At 44.2% G+C, this 16556-nt stretch carries 19 protein-coding genes, 1 pseudogene and 1 riboswitch; of the genes and pseudogenes, 2 read left to right on the forward strand and 18 right to left on the reverse strand.

Going from position 1 to position 16556, the window contains the following annotated elements:
• Positions 1-20: 20 nt before the first annotated feature.
• The 5 genes from CLOSA_RS10895 to CLOSA_RS10915 form a co-directional block, all read right to left on the reverse strand.
• Complete coding sequence (locus tag CLOSA_RS10895) at positions 21-731, reverse strand: GTP pyrophosphokinase (RefSeq protein ID WP_013272825.1); 711 nt, start codon at positions 729-731, stop codon at positions 21-23.
• Between the two features lie 24 nt (positions 732-755).
• Positions 756-1592 (reverse strand): Mrp/NBP35 family ATP-binding protein, encoded by an 837-nt coding sequence (locus CLOSA_RS10900; RefSeq protein ID WP_013272826.1) that lies wholly within the window; start codon positions 1590-1592, stop codon positions 756-758.
• Between the two features lie 12 nt (positions 1593-1604).
• A complete protein-coding gene (locus tag CLOSA_RS10905) occupies positions 1605-2399 on the reverse strand; it encodes a Cof-type HAD-IIB family hydrolase (protein ID WP_013272827.1) in 795 nt (264 codons plus the stop codon).
• A gap of 148 nt (positions 2400-2547) precedes the next feature.
• Positions 2548-3120, reverse strand: coding sequence for a folate family ECF transporter S component (locus CLOSA_RS10910; RefSeq protein ID WP_013272828.1), 573 nt, complete (start codon positions 3118-3120; stop codon positions 2548-2550).
• 60 nt (positions 3121-3180) lie between these two features.
• Positions 3181-3278, reverse strand: a riboswitch (THF riboswitch).
• Positions 3279-3313: 35 nt separating this feature from the next.
• Entirely contained in the window at positions 3314-3862 is a 549-nt protein-coding gene (locus CLOSA_RS10915; RefSeq protein WP_013272829.1) for a phosphatase PAP2 family protein, read from the reverse strand.
• Positions 3863-4026: 164 nt separating this feature from the next.
• On the opposite strand from CLOSA_RS10915, the gene CLOSA_RS10920 reads away from it, so the two are divergent.
• Both CLOSA_RS10920 and CLOSA_RS10925 read left to right on the forward strand, forming a co-directional pair.
• Positions 4027-4410, forward strand: coding sequence for a CidA/LrgA family protein (locus tag CLOSA_RS10920; protein ID WP_013272830.1), 384 nt, complete (start codon positions 4027-4029; stop codon positions 4408-4410).
• Entirely contained in the window at positions 4391-5083 is a 693-nt protein-coding gene (locus tag CLOSA_RS10925) for an LrgB family protein (RefSeq protein ID WP_013272831.1), read from the forward strand. The genes CLOSA_RS10920 and CLOSA_RS10925 overlap by 20 nt, the downstream gene beginning before the upstream one ends.
• A 112-nt stretch (positions 5084-5195) precedes the next feature.
• Here CLOSA_RS10925 and fliB read toward each other — a convergent pair whose 3' ends face one another.
• From fliB to CLOSA_RS11000, 13 genes and pseudogenes are all read right to left on the reverse strand, one after another.
• Positions 5196-6356, reverse strand: a complete 1161-nt coding sequence (gene fliB / locus CLOSA_RS10930) for a flagellin lysine-N-methylase (protein WP_013272832.1) — start codon at positions 6354-6356, stop codon at positions 5196-5198.
• A gap of 95 nt (positions 6357-6451) precedes the next feature.
• Positions 6452-7072, reverse strand: coding sequence for a manganese efflux pump (locus tag CLOSA_RS10935; RefSeq protein WP_013272833.1), 621 nt, complete (start codon positions 7070-7072; stop codon positions 6452-6454).
• Positions 7073-7262: 190 nt separating this feature from the next.
• Positions 7263-8699, reverse strand: a complete 1437-nt coding sequence (gene nagE / locus CLOSA_RS10940; RefSeq protein ID WP_013272835.1) for an N-acetylglucosamine-specific PTS transporter subunit IIBC — start codon at positions 8697-8699, stop codon at positions 7263-7265.
• 71 nt (positions 8700-8770) lie between these two features.
• On the reverse strand, positions 8771-9013 hold the full coding sequence (locus tag CLOSA_RS10945; protein WP_242647731.1) for an HPr family phosphocarrier protein: 243 nt from the start codon (positions 9011-9013) through the stop codon (positions 8771-8773).
• Between the two features lie 20 nt (positions 9014-9033).
• Positions 9034-9528 (reverse strand): PTS sugar transporter subunit IIA, encoded by a 495-nt coding sequence (locus tag CLOSA_RS10950; RefSeq protein WP_013272837.1) that lies wholly within the window; start codon positions 9526-9528, stop codon positions 9034-9036.
• A 19-nt stretch (positions 9529-9547) separates the two neighbouring features.
• Entirely contained in the window at positions 9548-10375 is an 828-nt protein-coding gene (licT, locus tag CLOSA_RS10955) for a BglG family transcription antiterminator LicT (RefSeq protein ID WP_013272838.1), read from the reverse strand.
• 197 nt (positions 10376-10572) lie between these two features.
• A pseudogene (locus CLOSA_RS10965) lies at positions 10573-10962 on the reverse strand (sigma-70 family RNA polymerase sigma factor); the annotation flags it as partial.
• Positions 10937-12622, reverse strand: a complete 1686-nt coding sequence (locus tag CLOSA_RS10970; protein WP_013272839.1) for a recombinase family protein — start codon at positions 12620-12622, stop codon at positions 10937-10939. The pseudogene CLOSA_RS10965 and the gene CLOSA_RS10970, both read right to left, overlap by 26 nt.
• Positions 12623-12879: 257 nt before the next feature.
• Positions 12880-14256 (reverse strand): nickel-dependent hydrogenase large subunit, encoded by a 1377-nt coding sequence (locus CLOSA_RS10980; protein WP_013272840.1) that lies wholly within the window; start codon positions 14254-14256, stop codon positions 12880-12882.
• Between the two features lie 2 nt (positions 14257-14258).
• A complete protein-coding gene (locus CLOSA_RS10985; protein WP_330362138.1) occupies positions 14259-15092 on the reverse strand; it encodes a hydrogenase small subunit in 834 nt (277 codons plus the stop codon).
• Positions 15093-15169: 77 nt separating this feature from the next.
• A complete protein-coding gene (locus CLOSA_RS21745) occupies positions 15170-15646 on the reverse strand; it encodes a cytochrome b5 domain-containing protein (RefSeq protein WP_013272842.1) in 477 nt (158 codons plus the stop codon).
• 59 nt (positions 15647-15705) lie between these two features.
• A complete protein-coding gene (locus CLOSA_RS10995; RefSeq protein ID WP_013272843.1) occupies positions 15706-15963 on the reverse strand; it encodes a hypothetical protein in 258 nt (85 codons plus the stop codon).
• Positions 15956-16417: a hydrogenase maturation protease gene (locus CLOSA_RS11000; RefSeq protein WP_013272844.1), complete on the reverse strand. Its 462-nt coding sequence runs from the start codon at positions 16415-16417 to the stop codon at positions 15956-15958. The genes CLOSA_RS10995 and CLOSA_RS11000 overlap by 8 nt, the downstream gene beginning before the upstream one ends.
• Positions 16418-16556: the final 139 nt, after the last annotated feature.

Here is a 16556-nt window from a genome sequence, read left to right on the forward strand (position 1 = left end):
CAATTACTCCCTTCTTCTATTTATTTAGTAACGGAAATTCCATGATCCTCAATCTTTTTTCTGATATTGAGCATCCGTTCGTCTGTCTGAGCGATTACATCCGCACATTCTCTCAGTTCTTCACTGATTTCCTGGGAATACGTTTCCACTTCTTTCTTATATTTCAACTGGTGATCCAGGCTGGCCCAGAAATCCATGGCAATGGTACGGATCTGGACTTCAGCCCTCATCCACTTTTTCTGATCCGAAAAGAACACGGGAATCTCTACGATCATATGATAGCTGCGGTATCCGTTTTTCTTCGGATGCCGGATATAATCCTTAATGGCTATGATATGCACATCATCCTGGCGGGCCAGCATCTCAGCAACCGCATAAATATCATCCAGAAAGGAACAGATAACACGGATCCCTGCAACATCATCCAGGTTGTCCATCATGGATTCCAAAGAAACCGGCAGCCCTCTTCTCTGCAGCTTCTCCACAATGCTTATGGGCTTTTTGACTCTGGATTTGACCAATTCTATAGGGTTTCTGGAGTTTCTCACTGACAGCTCGTCGTTAAGGACCTCCAGCTTTGTCTTAATCTCCCGAATCGCACAGGTATACATCATCATAGCTTCCTGAAACTGGTATGCCTGCTTCATAAGGGGATCCGGGACTTGAACCAGATTAGGAACATTTACTATGGACTGGTTCAATTCACTATTGGGGTTCATACTGATGTTCATTCTTATTCCTCGAAATGTATTAACTTAAACTTTTTCGGCTGCCGAAACTGCTTCAAGAAGCCACTGAGCCTCTAAAAATTCAATGGTTCCCTCATCCACTGCTGCCGCGATCCTTGGATCAATGGGAATCTTTGCCAACACGGTAAGGCCGTTGTTTTTAGCAGCTTCATCCACACGGCTTTCTCCAAATACCGAAATCTGTTTACCGCAGTCCGGGCAAATTAAATAGCTCATATTTTCCACCAGGCCAAGGATTGGTATATTCATCTTTTTCGCCATATTTACCGCTTTTTCTACGATCATGGTAACCAGCTCCTGAGGGGAGGTCACAATGATGATTCCGTCCACAGGCAGAGACTGGAACACAGTCAGAGGCACATCTCCTGTTCCAGGAGGCATGTCCACGAACATGTAGTCAATGTCTTCCCAAAGGGCTTCCTGCCAGAACTGCTTGACTGCTCCTGCGATGACAGGTCCTCTCCAGATAACCGGATCCGTCTCATGATCCAGGATCAGATTTGCCGACATTACTTCAATTCCCGTTGCAGTGGTGGCAGGAATCATAAGGCCGTTTGGTGTCATGCCCACACCGTAATCCGAAAGACCAAAGGATTTCGGAATCGACGGACCGGTAATATCCGCATCTAAAATGGCTGTTTTATATCCCTTGGCATTCATGCCCACAGCCATCATGGAAGTCACCAGGGATTTTCCCACCCCACCCTTTCCGCTTACAACGCCGATTACCTTTTTGACTGTGCTGGAAGGATTAAGGGGTTCCAAAAAACTTGCCTGCTCCCCCCGGCTGCTGCAGGTCTCACCACAGCTATTGCAGTTATGTGTACAATTTACCTCACTCATGAATCATTCCTCCTAATTTAAATCTAATATATGGAAGACGGCCTTTTTTAAGCCATCTGCGTCTATAGAATCTGTTATATATCCGGCGGTATCTTTAACCTCGTCAGAAGCATTTCCCATGGCAATCCCAAGACCAGCGCCGGTGATCATGGAGATATCATTTTTGCCGTCTCCAATGGCAGCCATTTCATGGGCAGAGAAACCATAATGCTCAGCCATTTTTAAGATTCCGTTCCATTTGCTACCCCCTGCCGGAATCACATCAATGGCCATCTCATCATGCCACCGTATAAATTCACAGCCTGCAAGACACTTTCTCAGCCTGTTTTCCATGTCCGTAGAAATGTATGGAATCATCTGGTAGATGGGGTGATTTCTGGCTCGTTCCACATTGAAAACCGGCGGAATCCTGGTGCCGATTTCCAGCTGGACCTGTTCCACCATGGAATTCACCATATTAATGTACATGCAGTCCCCTTCCATAAAGAGGCACGGAAAAGGCTCCTCCTCCAACAGTGCCAGCGTCCTCTCAACTTCCACAGGATCTATGGGAAAATCATAAATAACCCTGTCTTTGCAATAGCAATACTGACCGTTTAATGTCACATAACCGTCAAAGGTAATTCCCTCTAAAAGATTTTCCTCTTCCATTTCCAGCTTATGACGTCCTGTTGCAATAAAAAGCAGGATCCCCGCCTTTCTGGCTTCCAAAAGGGCCTCCTTTGCACTGTCCGGAACCCTTCCTGTTTGAAAATCCCGCAGCGTACCGTCAATGTCAAAAAAAATAGCCTTAATCCGTCTTCCCATTTACCGTCATTCCTTTTTAATCTGATGATTCTTATCCGCCTGATGATGCAAACACTTATGATTATAATATGAAAGAAGGCTTCTGTCTACGAAATTCATTGTTAAAAAGGCCTGTGCCGTCATTCATGACGCTACAGGCCTTTGTACATTATTTTGTTCCAACGGTCCGTGTTCTGCGGATTGCCTTAAAGACCCCCATGGTATCAAGCGCTTTTGCCATGGTATAAAAAATCATGGAGTCAATGGGCCACATGACCAAGTTTTTAAATACCCTGGCCGGAAGAAGGACCATAAAGCCTTTTCCATACAGGACGGAAAGACACATGGTATTAAGAATCACATTACAGACCAGCATGACCAGGAACTTGGAAACCAGGACCCTTCTTAAGGTGACAGGCTTCCGGTAATACATGCAGCCGTACATGATGCCTGACAGAACTGTAACCAGAGTCAGCCCCGGAAAAAATGCACCCGCAGGCTTTAGCAGGTATTTGAGAATATCCATGCTGCCGGAAAACAGGCCTCCTACAACCGGACCAAACAGGTAGGAAACCATTCCATTGGGTATGGAAGAAAAACTGACCCGAATGTAACTTCCCATGTTAATGGAAAACATACCTAAAACTATTGCTACTGCGCCAAACATGGCCGAGGTGGTGATGGTCCTTACAGATTTCAGCTCTCTGTAAGAATCGGTGAACAAAGTAACGAATTTTTTCATAAAAAATACCTCCTTTGCAGACCTCAAACTACAACCGGAGATAATAATCCTATCTTCTGATGCAGCGGGATGCGACCGGTGTACCGCAAGAAAATCTTTTCGTCCGGCTGACAACTCCCTGTTCAGCCGGCACTTAACGCACACGGGTCTACTCTGCGACTATGAAATTGTGTTTTGTAACGCCATCAGTATATCACAGATCCACTGGAAAGCAAGTATTTTTTTTAGAAATTCTTATATTTTCCACTGTGGAATGAACAAAAACAGCAATTAAAATGCCCAGGATCATACCTCCCAGCACATCCGTTGGAAAATGAACAAACAGATACATCCTGGAGACACTAATGAGAGCCGCAAGGATCAGGGCGGCAGCTCCCCATTTCCGGTTATAAAGCCAGATGCTGACAGCACCTTCAAAGGAGGCCAGTGTATGCCCGGAGGGGAAGGAGTAATCCTTTGGATTTCTAATCAGAAGGGGGATGCTGTCATCAATCCAGCAGGGCCTTTCTCTGGCGATCATATTTTTCAGAACCATGTTTCCGATCAAAAGTCCGGCCGCCAGAGAAAACAAAATGCAAAGACCTATAAATCTTGTCTTTTTAAAGCACAGCAAAACAACGCCGGCAGCGATCCAGAAGATCCCGTGGTCTCCCAGACTGGTTATCTCCTTCATAAACACATCCAGCCAGGAAGTATGTAACGATTGTAAAAAATATAGAATGCCGAATTCAATTCCAGCCATTACGGTTTTCTGCTCCTTTTCCATTCATGCCCCTATTATACCCTGACTCCCCCAAATTTGCCATCAAAAAATGAATCAAGTCAATAAAACCATTTGACAAGCCCTATATTTAAGTTTAGGATAAACCATAGTTGAAAAAGTATGGTAACAAAGGAGGCTTTGCAATGAAATACATCAGACAATTTACCATTATTCTTTTCCTATCCCTGGCTGGAGAAATCTTACATCTGTTTGTCCCCCTGCCTGTGCCGGCAAGTATTTATGGACTGCTGATCCTGCTGTTCGGGCTAAAAACAAAATGGATCCCATTAGAGGCAGTTGAGGAAGCCAGTACATTTCTCATAGACATTATGCCTTTGATGTTTATACCGGCTGCCGTCGGATTACTGGATTCCTGGGGGGTCCTCCGGCCTATTTTAATTCCTTTTCTGGTCATCACCCTGCTCTCCACTGTGATAGTGATGGTCATCACCGGAAAAGTAACCCAGTTTTTTATCAAAAGCAACCGCAATAGAAAGGCAGAAAAAGATGAGCAATGCAGTAAGTGATTTTTTATTTTTTGGTGCGGTATTGAGCCTCTTAAGCTATGAGCTGGGGCTTCGTTTGAAAAAAAGATTCAAATGGGCCGTCTTTAATCCGTTATTCATTTCCATTTGTATTGTCATGGCGTTTTTGTACGTATTTCATATTGATTATGAAGTATACAACAAAAGTGCCAAATACATCAGCTATCTTCTGACTCCTGCAACGATTTGTCTGGCTATCCCCCTTTACCGCCAGCTGGAACTGCTTAGGAAGCATTCCAAGGCGATTGTGGCCGGTACCCTGACTGGAGTCTTCACCACAATGGTCACCGTACTGCTTCTGGCCCTTGTTTTTGGCTTAAACCACCAGGAGTACGTTACCTTTCTGCCGAAATCCATTACCACAGCCATTGCTATGGGCATTTCAGAGGAAATGAAGGGATATGTGACCATAACGGTTGCCAGCATCATTATCACCGGCATTCAGGGAAGCATCATTGCAGAAACCGTATGCAGAATATTTAAAATTACGGAGCCCATTGCCAAGGGCATTGCCATTGGCTCCGCAGCTCATGCCGTAGGGACCACGAAAGCTATGGAAATGGGCGAAATCGAAGGGGCTATGAGCAGCCTTGCCATTGCAACCTCCGGACTATGCACCGTTTTATTTGCTTCTGTTTTCTCTAATTTTCTATAGAGGGCCATAAGGCAACTCCTGTATTCAAAAGAAACATCACAGGATAACAGGAATCACTCAGGCATTGTGTAAGCCTGAATGATTCCTGCAGCCGCTGTTTCTTCTTCCAATTTTAAAGCAGCCGTAGGATCTCTTCCAGGCCAAAGCTTTTCTCCGTACAAAATATTTTCTCCAAAGTATTTAGGTTCACGTCCGAATGCTCCACCTCTCTGGAGAACCGGTGGGACAGGTGTACAAATTCCTTAAAATCCAGCCTGCCTTTCTTTCTTTTAAAAACTGACTGTGCCATTTCCTGGATAAGAAGTGTGCTGACCGCGGCAAGCTTTACTTTTGCATAGGGGTTTCCGTCATAAACAGCCCCGCAGAAGTACGTATAGATAAAATACACCATAAGCTGTTCGCTCCAAAGTTCCCACTGGCGTTTTCGATCTTCCTCTTCTATTAAGTACCGGTCAAAAGCAATCCTGTTTTCTTCGTAGCTCTCCGCTCCGGCGTCAAATAATTCCCGTACAATGCTGCCCATATATTGAGGCCAGTCCGGGTTTAGGACTTCAAGCTTTCTGAATAAAGTAAACCACTCCTTCATTTTTTCATAGCGCATCCTGTTTTGGATCCTGCATCCGGTCAATTTCTTTACCACAAACTCCCTTCCCGACGTTCCCTCATACCTCTTCATCAATCCATCTAATTGGTACAGCTTTTCCTCACGGATTCTCCTCTGCATGTCATGAGAAAAGCCCAAAACCATGGCAATTCGCAAGCGGCAGTCCAGGTCCCGGTTTTGCAGAATGGAAAAAATCAAGTCTCTTCCATCCATGAGCTTTGTAAAGAAGAAAAAATCAAAATCAGGATAAGACTCTACTCTTCCATCCTCTTTCGTCAGAAAGTGTACAGGCTCCTGGCATCCAAGGATCAGTCCGGCCGCTTCCTCACAGGATAAAGACAGGGAAATCTCCCGGACTCCTTCGTATTCCTCCGTATGCCTTGGATAGTCTCTGCAGGTTTTACAAAGCATTCCCGGTCCGGCCTCCCTGTAAATATCACACAGATTGTCCGCATTTAAAAATGCACACCGCCTGCCGTACTGCTTAAAGGAGCTATTTTTCCAGTCAATAGAATGATAAAGTCTCCTGCCGAAAGCATCCTTTCGCATCCGATACCGTTTTTTTGTAGAATCGTCGATCATAATGGTCCAGCCTGCACAGCAGGTATCCTGACATGCTCCCGCCACACAGTGAAATTTATTATAATAATGTGGAATAGTAACCTGCATAAATGATTGCTCCTGTTTTTGATAACGATTATACCCCATTTAAAAATGAGGTGCAACTCATTTAAAGAGCAGCACCTCATTTTTGAGTCAGAAGATTATAATTTTCCAAATGCCAGAAACAAGAACAGTATACCGCTGACCCAGGTCAGGTCCCAGCCCTTCAGTGCAGCAATTTTATGCCCCAGGAACAGGCCGATGTACATGACGGCAATTCCTATCACCAGAGCGGAAAGTGCCGTAAGTCCGGGGGAAATCATTAAAAATCCGGATAAAGCCCCGGCTACCAGACTGTCCAAAGACATGGCCAGAGAGAACATAATGGTTTCCTTCCAGGAGAGAGACTTGGAGTGGTCCCAGTCCGCTGCCATGGGATTTCCGTAAATATTTATGATGATGCTCAGTCCGGAAATAGAAAATGTCAGATCCTTGTGAATATTCACATGGCTGTTGATATATTTTTTTATGGTATAATCCAGAAGCTTTATGATCCCCAGAAGAAACAAGCAGGAAAAAGCCGCTCCCTTCGCAAATCCCTCCGGCACCAATCCGCTGATCATGGTTCCAAAAACTAGTGCAGCTCCCAGACAGCCGCTGCAGATCCCATTGACCGCAATCACTTTTCCGAAGGATATTTTCAGACGGTTTGCCCCATAGGCAATGCTGGCAACAAAGGTATCAGTGCTTAGTGCCAGCACAAGAATGAATATATCACGCATATCCTGTCGAACTTACCTTTTTATTTTAATATATTCACCCGGGCTCCGTTTGGCCCCCTGAAAATCACCAGATTTCTCAATACTGAAGAATCCCGGCTAAAATCCTCATATTTCCTGCCCGGTATTAAGCCGTTTCCCAGGGACAAAAAAAGCAGGGGCATCAATTCGCCCCTGCTTTTCCTATTATTTATTACTGGCACAGCTTCTTAAATTCATCTGCTACAAACTGCACCTGCGGTCCTACAATAACCTGTACACTGGTTTTACCTGGCCGGATAATGCCTGCAACACCTGAAGATTTGATCTTCTTTTCATCTACAAGAGTATAATCCTTAATCTCCAGTCTTAATCTCGTGATGCAGTTATCAATGCTGGTAATGTTATTCTTACCGCCAAGTCCTTCCAGAATAATGGCAGCAACTGCCGTATAGTTGTTATTGGAAAGAGTAACTGTGTTTTCATCCATATCATCATCTTCCCGTCCCGGAGTCTTAAAGTTAAACGCTAAAATTGCAAGGCGGAATACGAAGTAATAAATAGCCGCATAAACTAGGCCCAGCGGAATAATAAGCAGCGGATTTACAGCCATAGGTGCCTTAAAGCTTAAGAACCAGTCAACGAAACCTGCGCTGAAGTTAAAGCCTGCACGAACAGGAAGCAGGGAGCAGATCGTTAAAGAAATGCCGGTTAAAATTGCATGGATTAAGTAAAGGCCTGGTGCAAGGAACATGAAAGCAAATTCCAAAGGCTCTGTTACACCTGTAAAAAAGGAACAAACTGCTGCTGCAAGCAATAAACCATATGCATTTTTCTTTTTACCAGGCTTTGCGGTATGATACATAGCCAAAGCTGCGGCTGGAAGGCCGAACATCATTACCGGGAAGAAACCTGTCATGTACTGACCCGTCTGGCCCAGAACACCATTTCCTGACCAGAAATTACCAAGGTCGTTCACTCCTGCAACGTCAAACCAGAATACGGAATTCAGTGCATGGTGCAGGCCTACAGGAATAAGAAGACGGTTAAAGAAGCCATAAATACCTGCTCCAATCGCCCCAAGTCCAAGGATGCCCTTACCAAAAGCCACCAGTCCGGAATATACCACCGGCCATATGAAGAATAAAACAAGGCAGGCGACTAATGAAACAAGAGCGGTAACAATAGCAACAGACCGTTTGCCGCTGAAAAATGCCAGGGCATCGGGAAGCTTGGTGTTTTTAAACTTGTTGTAACAGGTAGAACCAATGATACCGGATACAATACCGATAAACTGGTTTCCGATCTTACTGAATGCCGGATTTACTGCAGCGACATCAATGCCCTTTAACATGGCAACAACGCCGGGAGAAAGAATCGTCTGAATCATCAGCCAGGAAACAATGGCAGCCAGTGCGGATGTACCCTCATGATCATCTGCCATACCAACGCCAACACCGATTGCAAACAGAATTGCCATGTTGTCAATGATCGCGCCTCCAGCCTTAATTAAAAAGGCCGCAATGGCACTGTTTGCTCCCCAGCCGGTGGGGTCAATCCAATAACCGATCCCCATCAGGATACCTGCCGCTGGCAAACATGCCACCGGAAGCATCAATGACTTACCTAGTTTTTGCAAATACTTCATCATAATAAAGAAACCCCTTTCTTTTTGTCCTTGCGGACATATTTTATCCACTCCTGCTTTATTGCAGGTTCAGATCAAATTTTTTCCAAAACGGCCCGAATCCCAGTTATAGCCGCATCCTCATCCTCCCCGTCAAACTTAAACCGGATGACACTGCCACCTGTTACTCCAAGTCCCATTAAACTCAAAAGGCTTTTACAGTCCGCTTTGTCTGATTCCCAATGGGCTTCTATGCTGCAGCAATACTTCCTTGCTTCCATGAAAATCAGGGAAGCCGGCCTGGCATGAAGTCCCATGGGATCATTTAATTCATACAAATACTCCCTCATTTAGATACCTACAATTCAATGATTGGTTCCAGTTCTTTTACCTGCATCCCTGTGTGGCAAACCATATCCGGATAATTCAGGGTATTGCATATAATGACCGGAGTGATCACCTCATAACCGGCTTCCTTTATGGCTGCCATATCAAACTCCAAAAGAAGCTCCCCTGCTTTCACTTTGTCGCCCTGTTTTTTATAAGCAGTATAATGCTCTCCTTTTAAATTCACCGTATCAAGCCCCACATGGACAATGATCTCAGCACCACCCTGGGTCGTAATGCTGACCGCATGCTTTGTCTCAAACATCACCGTCAGGATCCCGTCGGCCGGTGCAACAACTCTTCCCTTTGCCGGAATAATTGCAACTCCTTTTCCAAGGATCTCCTGGCTAAATGTGGGATCATTGACTTCACTTAAGGGGACAGCCGTGCCTTCAACCGGTGACAGGATTTTTTCTTTTTCTGCTTCACCGCCTCCCCCAAAAATTTTTTTTAATGAATCAAACATAAAAAAAACCTCCTTTCAGCTATAACCTCATTCTCTTAATATGGACCGCCAGATATGCGGTTTCCTCTTCTGTAACATCGTGATGGTAGGTTTCCATTATATAATCCTTGATTTTTAAACTGCACCCGTATTCCTCCGGGTACATCTGGGATATTAAATGGTTAAATTCGCCATTCCCGCTGTTTAAAAGCTCCTTTGTTACGATTCTCTGCGCCAAAAACCTTAAATGGGTGACAAACCGCTGATAATTCAAAGAGGTTTCATCAGGCTCCATGGAAAAATATTCCTTTACGATCCCGACGGTGTTCTGAATCAGGTTCGTAATATCTATGGTATCCCGCATGGCTGTATTGAATTCCGCGTTGACGATGTGGAATGCAATGAACCCAGCCTCATCCACAGGAAGGGATATGCCTATTCTTCGCTCAATCAAAGCAATGGCGTATTCACCGATTAAGTATTCCTCTTTATAAAAGGTCTTTATCTCATTAAGCAGAGGATTTGAAAATTTCATTTTCTGCTTAAAACGGTGAATGGCAAAATTAATGTGATCCGTCAGTGTTATGTATATGTTTTGATTAAGAGTCCTGTTTAATACACTTTTTGCGTAATTAATGATTTCCGCCGAAACCTGGATATGCTCAAGAGGTAAGTTTACCAGCAATTCCTTAAACTTATCAACATTGTTCTGGCTGTCCAGGCGGAACACCTTTTCTACAGCACCTTCCGGGATTTCCTTTCCCGGCTTCATGCCAAAGCCGATACCTCTGCCCATGACAATGATTTCTTTTCCATCCGGTTCCAGTGCACTGACAATATTGTTATTGATGATTTTGTCAATTTTCATACAAAGTCCCATCCTATAAAATAAAAAACCAATTTTGACCACGAAAATAGAATATCATTTCCCATAATCAAAATTGGTTTTGCCTGCTTTCCAGTAACAACCCACTCAATATTTATCCTTGCTTGAACTATAGCAGTTTTTTTCCAAAAAGTCAATAAAAATTTATACATTTTATACATTTTTTACAAATTCAATTTTTATATGGTGTTTTTCTTAAGTTCATCTCTCAGCCTCTCTAAGGCCTTCTTTTCAAGGCGGGAAACGTAGGATCTGGATATTCCCATAACATCCGCTATCTCTCGCTGGGTATATTCCTTTCCTCCGTGCAATCCATATCTCATTCCAATGATGGTTTTTTCATTGTCCTTCAAACAACTGTCAAATGCCTCATACAGCTCCTTAATATCCTGCTTTAAAATAATCGTTTCCAGTGTTTCCTTATTTTCCATTTCAATAACATCGACAAGACTTACGGTCTCTCCATCCTTGTCTACGCCGATCGGTTCAAACAGAGATACCTCTTTTGAATATTTTTTATTTGCGCGAAGAAGCATTAGGATTTCATTTGCTATCGTCACCAAGCGGCTCCTGCTGTTCAGAATTTCCTGAGCCCAACAAATACAGATGGACATTCTGTCCATCCCATATGACCTTATCTACCAAGGTACGGACAGCCGCCCGCTTCTGCCGGACATCCATAAGGCCGATCACATTCCCAAAGGATGATAAGGCCTGCTTCAGGAGCTGGAACTCCTGGCCGGAAAGTTCATTGCTTCCCGCAGCCTGAGAAAGCGCCCATATCCGCTGTTCTGTTTTTTCCTTCTTTTTATGAAGACCACCGATTTGTTTTATGATGTATCCTTCGGCTCCGGTTCCCCCTGCTTTTCCAAGGGAGGCTACCAGACCGTTGATTTCCTCTTCCATATTCTTAAGCTGCTCCTGCAAACGGGATATATCCCATTCCAGTTCCTGCCTGCTCTCTGCCACTGCCTTGCTGTTATAACAAAGCTGCCTCTGATATTCATCATGGTCTTCCGTTATTTTTCTTATTTCCTCAAGAACCATCTGATCCAGCATATTTCCGTTTACATTCTTCATCCCACAGCATTTCATACGGCTTTTTTCCTTCATGGTACATAAATAGGAATAAACTTGCTCCCCCTGATCATTGTACCGGCCGGATAGTTTTGGGCGCATGTAATCTCCGCAGCCGCCGCAAAAGAGGATTCCTGACAAAAGGGCCACATTGCTGCGGGGTTTCCTGTAACTTTTCGATTTATTCTGATCCAGCAGAAGCTGGACCCTGACCCAAAGGGAACCTGGGATCACGCCTTCATGCTTCCCAACCGCCACCACCCACTCTTCCATATCTTTCAACTCGTGGGTTTTTCCAGCCCTTTGAAGGGTTCGGTTATATGCTATCACTCCATGGCTCCCGTCAAAGGCTTCCTTTTCCGCAAACAGATCCACCCTTTTTTTCCGCAGATATTCATAAGACTCCTGGTCCGCAGCCGTATAGACCGGATTTGTCAATATTCCCTTTATTGCAAAACGGCTGAACTGTCGGCCGTATTTTGTTTTATAACCGTTTTGCAGCAAAAAGGTTTCCGTCTGTGTCAGAGAGCCTGTTTCAAGAAATTTTTCGTAAATCAGTTTAACCAGCTTTGCTTCTTCCGGAATCAGTTTTAGCTTATAGGCTTTTTTCACTTTTCCGTCTATGGTCACTGAAGACACACTTTCTGAGGTATAACCGGTGGGAGTATTTCCGCCCAGCCACCTTCCGCTTTTAGACAGCTCGAGCATGTTATCCCGTATACGCTCCGCTATTGTCTCTCTTTCCAGCTGAGAAAAAACAGAAGCAATGTACATCATAGCCCTGCCCATGGGAGAAGAGGTGTCAAACTGCTCTTTTATTGAAATAAAGGAAATTTGCAGATCGTTAAGCTCTTCAATGAGATTTGCAAAATCACCGATATTACGGCTTATCCGGTCCAGACGGTAGCACACTACCGCCGTAAATTTCTTTTTTTTCGCCTCCTGCATCATGGCTTTAAACTGTGGCCGTTCTAGATTTCCTCCGGAAAATCCCTCGTCCTCATAAATACAGGCGTTGTCGGCAAAACACTTTCCATAATGTTCAGAAATATATTGCCTGCACAGCTCGATCTGGTTGCCGATGCTCTCTCCCTTTCCAGTAAATTTTGATTTTCTTGAATAAATCGCAAACCGCTCTTTTCCGGCTTCCACCAAATCCTTCCTCCTAATTAAGACAAAATGCTGATCCCTTTATTCCCCAACATAGAGGACATGGGAAACATCATACATTATAATAAGAGTATATATCAGGTCCTTGGAATGAATATGATCGTACATCAACCAAAAACCGAAGAAGGCAGGAAAGAATTAGAAAAAAAAGCCGCCTGCCTCCATAGCCATGCCGTCCTTCAATATTTACAGCAGCTTTCCTGCCCTACGGATCAAAAACAGGCTCTTATAGAGGAGCTTCACACAAGCTGAATTGTATTCCTATGCTTCCCGCCGGAAAAAACATGTGTGGCACAGGATACGCAGGGGTCAAAGGAACGTATGATCCTTCCGATTTCCACAGGTGCTTCCAGTTGATTGACAGGCGCTCCTATGAGTGCCTGCTCTCCGGTTCCCTTCATCCCGTTTGATTGGGTTGATAAATTCCATGCAGACGGCGTTATGATCTGATAAAAAGCGATTGTCCTGTTTTCAATATAGAGCCAGTGGCCAAGAGCTCCCCGTGTCGTATCTACCAGTCCCTTTCCCGATGATTGCAATGGAATCTCATACTCCTCCTGCATAGGCACTCCGGGAATCAGGTTGTCGATGAGCGTTTGCATGATTTCCACAATCTTTTTGGCTTCCAACACTCTCGCAATGGTCCGGTCCATGGCTGATATCCCGTTTCCATACTCGCCGGAAAGCCACTGCCTTGCAAGTGGTCCTACCTCGTAAGGGATATTGTCATATCTCGGCGCCTTAACCCAGGAATATGCCTGGGGTTTGTTTCTGTCAGGTTCATCATTTTCATTAAACCAGGCATACTCATCTTCCTGAGACAGGAGGCCAGGATCAAAGGAGCTGGTTTTTCCTTGTGAGTAAACAAGTGGATTCACATAGAGGGTTCCTAAATCCTTATAATTGTTAAAACACCCGTAACTCAACAGGTTTCCATAGCCTCCCCCCATATGGTAATACTCCGGGTAATAAGTACCTATGGTGTACACATCGGGGATCATCTTTTCTGTAATAAACTGCCCTATGCCATATAGAATGGATTTTATGCTGATGATCTTATCTGCCGAAATGGGTGATGTGATTCCTCCGATAAATACTCCGTGGTTATGAGGTGCTTTTCCTCCCAGGATGGCTAACATCTGATGGGAATTCCGGCTGAACTCCAGGGAATCAAAGTAATCCTTTACCATTTTATCATTAATATCCTTGGGAAGCCTGAAATCATCATGCTCCCTTTTAAACAGGGGATAGTCTTCCGGAAGCTTTACATAGTCCGGAAGGGTAAGCTGATAAAAATGCCTTAAGTGGTTTTGCAGAAATTCACAAGCATGAAGGAGATCTCTGAGATACCTTCCCTGCTCAGAAGGAACAATGTTCAGTGCTTCTTCCAGGGCAAGCGCTGAAGCCATGGAATGAGCGGTGGAACATATCCCGCAAATGCGCTGTGTAAAATAGACCGCATCAAACGGGCTTCTTCCCTGGAGCATTTTTTCAAATCCCCGAAACATCATACCTTTCGTTCTCGCATCCACAATGGATTGGTTCTCAATGTCTGCATCAATTTCCATGTATCCATTAATACGGGTAATGGGATTTATGGTTACTCTTTCAGCCATGCCTACTCCTCTCTCATGGTATCGTAAATAATAAACGGCTCCATGGCATCTGGAAATCCGAACTGGGCACATCCAATACAGGGAGAATCATCACCAACCGGCCAGTTGACATGCCCGTTCCACTGGCGTATGGGGCAATCGATCTGAGTGACCGGCCCTTTACAGCCCATCATGAACATACAGGTTTCTTCCCCAAGGGAAGAGGCAAATATACCATTGTCGTAATAAGACCTCCTGGGGCATCTGTCATGTATGGTGGTACTGTAAAACATCAGAGGGCGGTCCCTGCTGTCAAGAGGGGGCTCTCCATACAATATCAGATAGGCCAGAGTCCCCATAAACCAGTCCGGATGACAGGGACATCCTGTCAGCTTGATCACCTTCCGCCCTAATACCTCCTGAATCCCCACACATTGTGTAGGGTTGGGCCTGGCTGCAGACACTCCCCCGTGAGAAGCGCAGGCTCCCACAGCAATCACATGGGCTGCACGTTCTCCCAGTCTTGTAATGGCTTCCAATCCCGTAATTTCCCTGCCGTTATGCCTGCCTACGGTCTGGTAGGAACCGTTGTCTTTTAATGATACCGCGCCTTCCGCGGCCAGGATATAATCGCTGCCTATGATGCCAAACAACTGGTCCATGGCATCATTTCCTTCAGAAGCTACGAGGGTGTTGCTGTAAATGAAATTAGTCATTTGAGTCAACAGATACTGAAAGTCCGGATTTTGGCCATCAAGAAGGGAAATGGTATTACCTGTACATCCGTTTAATTCAAGCCAGACCAGGTTCTGCTTTGGCCGTACATGATTGGCAATATCGTTCTTTACCCTGTTCACAAGGCTTTCCGTTGTTTTTAACTTACTTTCCTGATAAGGACATTTAAAGCTTTCACAACCCAAATTCATCACCAGCTTTACACTAAAGTCAGATAGCCTACTACCGGCAATCTGGTTAAGACCATTGCTCCCGGATGACAGGTTTGAAATTCGTAGGTTAAATCTCTTCCGGGAAAAAGGCCGAAATGACTGTCCCCCATCCAAACGGAATTATTTGTAACATCATACACCACTCCGTTTACCGCAACATAAGCAGGAGCCCCGTTCTTGCCGTCATATTGGGATAATTCATTCATAGTAAAGTATCTTGGGGGGTTGTTTTCTTCCTGGGTCTGACTTGCATAGACGGCCTCATAGGGATTTTGGATTTCATCCATACTTAGCTGGTTTGACTGGGTGAAATACTTGATGTGGCTTTCCAGCATGACTACTTCACTGCTTAAATGATCCAATACTGCTCCGCTGTCATGCTGACTGGAATAGAGCTTTTCAACATCTTCGTTTATTTGTCTTATGCTGTTTCCTACATAATCTAAAAACAAATTTAATTCCATATATAACCTCCAAAATAATCAGAATTGTTGATATGCTGTACCGATGGTATAAGCCTCCCTTATTGAAATATTTCCCCATCAATTTCATCTATCACCGCAGTAAGAGGCTCTATTTCCTGTCTTTGTACCTGAATGTTTGTCCAGTCCCCTACAAGGGAATTTTTTCGTTCAGTAAAATATTCCCGAATACTGGATTCACTTATATGACTGTGTGTATGTACCGTAATTGTCAGCTTTAAGATCTTTGCAATGGCGTTTTCATTGCATATATCAATGACTGACTCATATAAATTCTGGTTCAAGAAAGTGTCATGCATGAATGGTTTCCTCCCATAGGATTTTTTGAATTACATTTTCAATTTCCCTGCAGATTTGGGGCAGCTTATGATTCAGAACTGCACTGAGTTCATAACCGATACCGATTTCGGATATTTCAATTCCGATGAGATAGCCCTGAAATTGGACTCCGTACAGCTTCATGAGCTCTACCATGCTCATATCATGCTGCATGGAAAACAAGGAAGGCTGCGAAATTACATCTTTAAGGCTGAAAAGATGAACTTTTCCAGGTTCTTCTCTTGGGGAAAGTGCGTCAAGTATCAATATAAAATCATCCTCATCCAGTAAATAAAAACAGTGTTGAAAATCGGTTTCTCCAATGATTACATGGACATCCTGTTGGGTCAGCCGGTCTTCCAGCATTTCGGCAGCTTTAATTGCTATAGCGTCATCCTTCATAAACCGGTTGCCGATAGCAACTAACTTCACCATATTCTTGCCTCCTTCCCTAAATTTGTCATTTATCCATATATATGTTGGACATAGTCAAATATTCTTTACCGGAACAAGATCAGAGTAAAAATCACAGTGTTTTTTCTTGCCAAAGGGACAGCCTGGTAAACATAAGAAA

The organism is [Clostridium] saccharolyticum WM1 (assembly GCF_000144625.1).
GTDB lineage: Bacteria > Bacillota > Clostridia > Lachnospirales > Lachnospiraceae > Lacrimispora > Lacrimispora saccharolytica.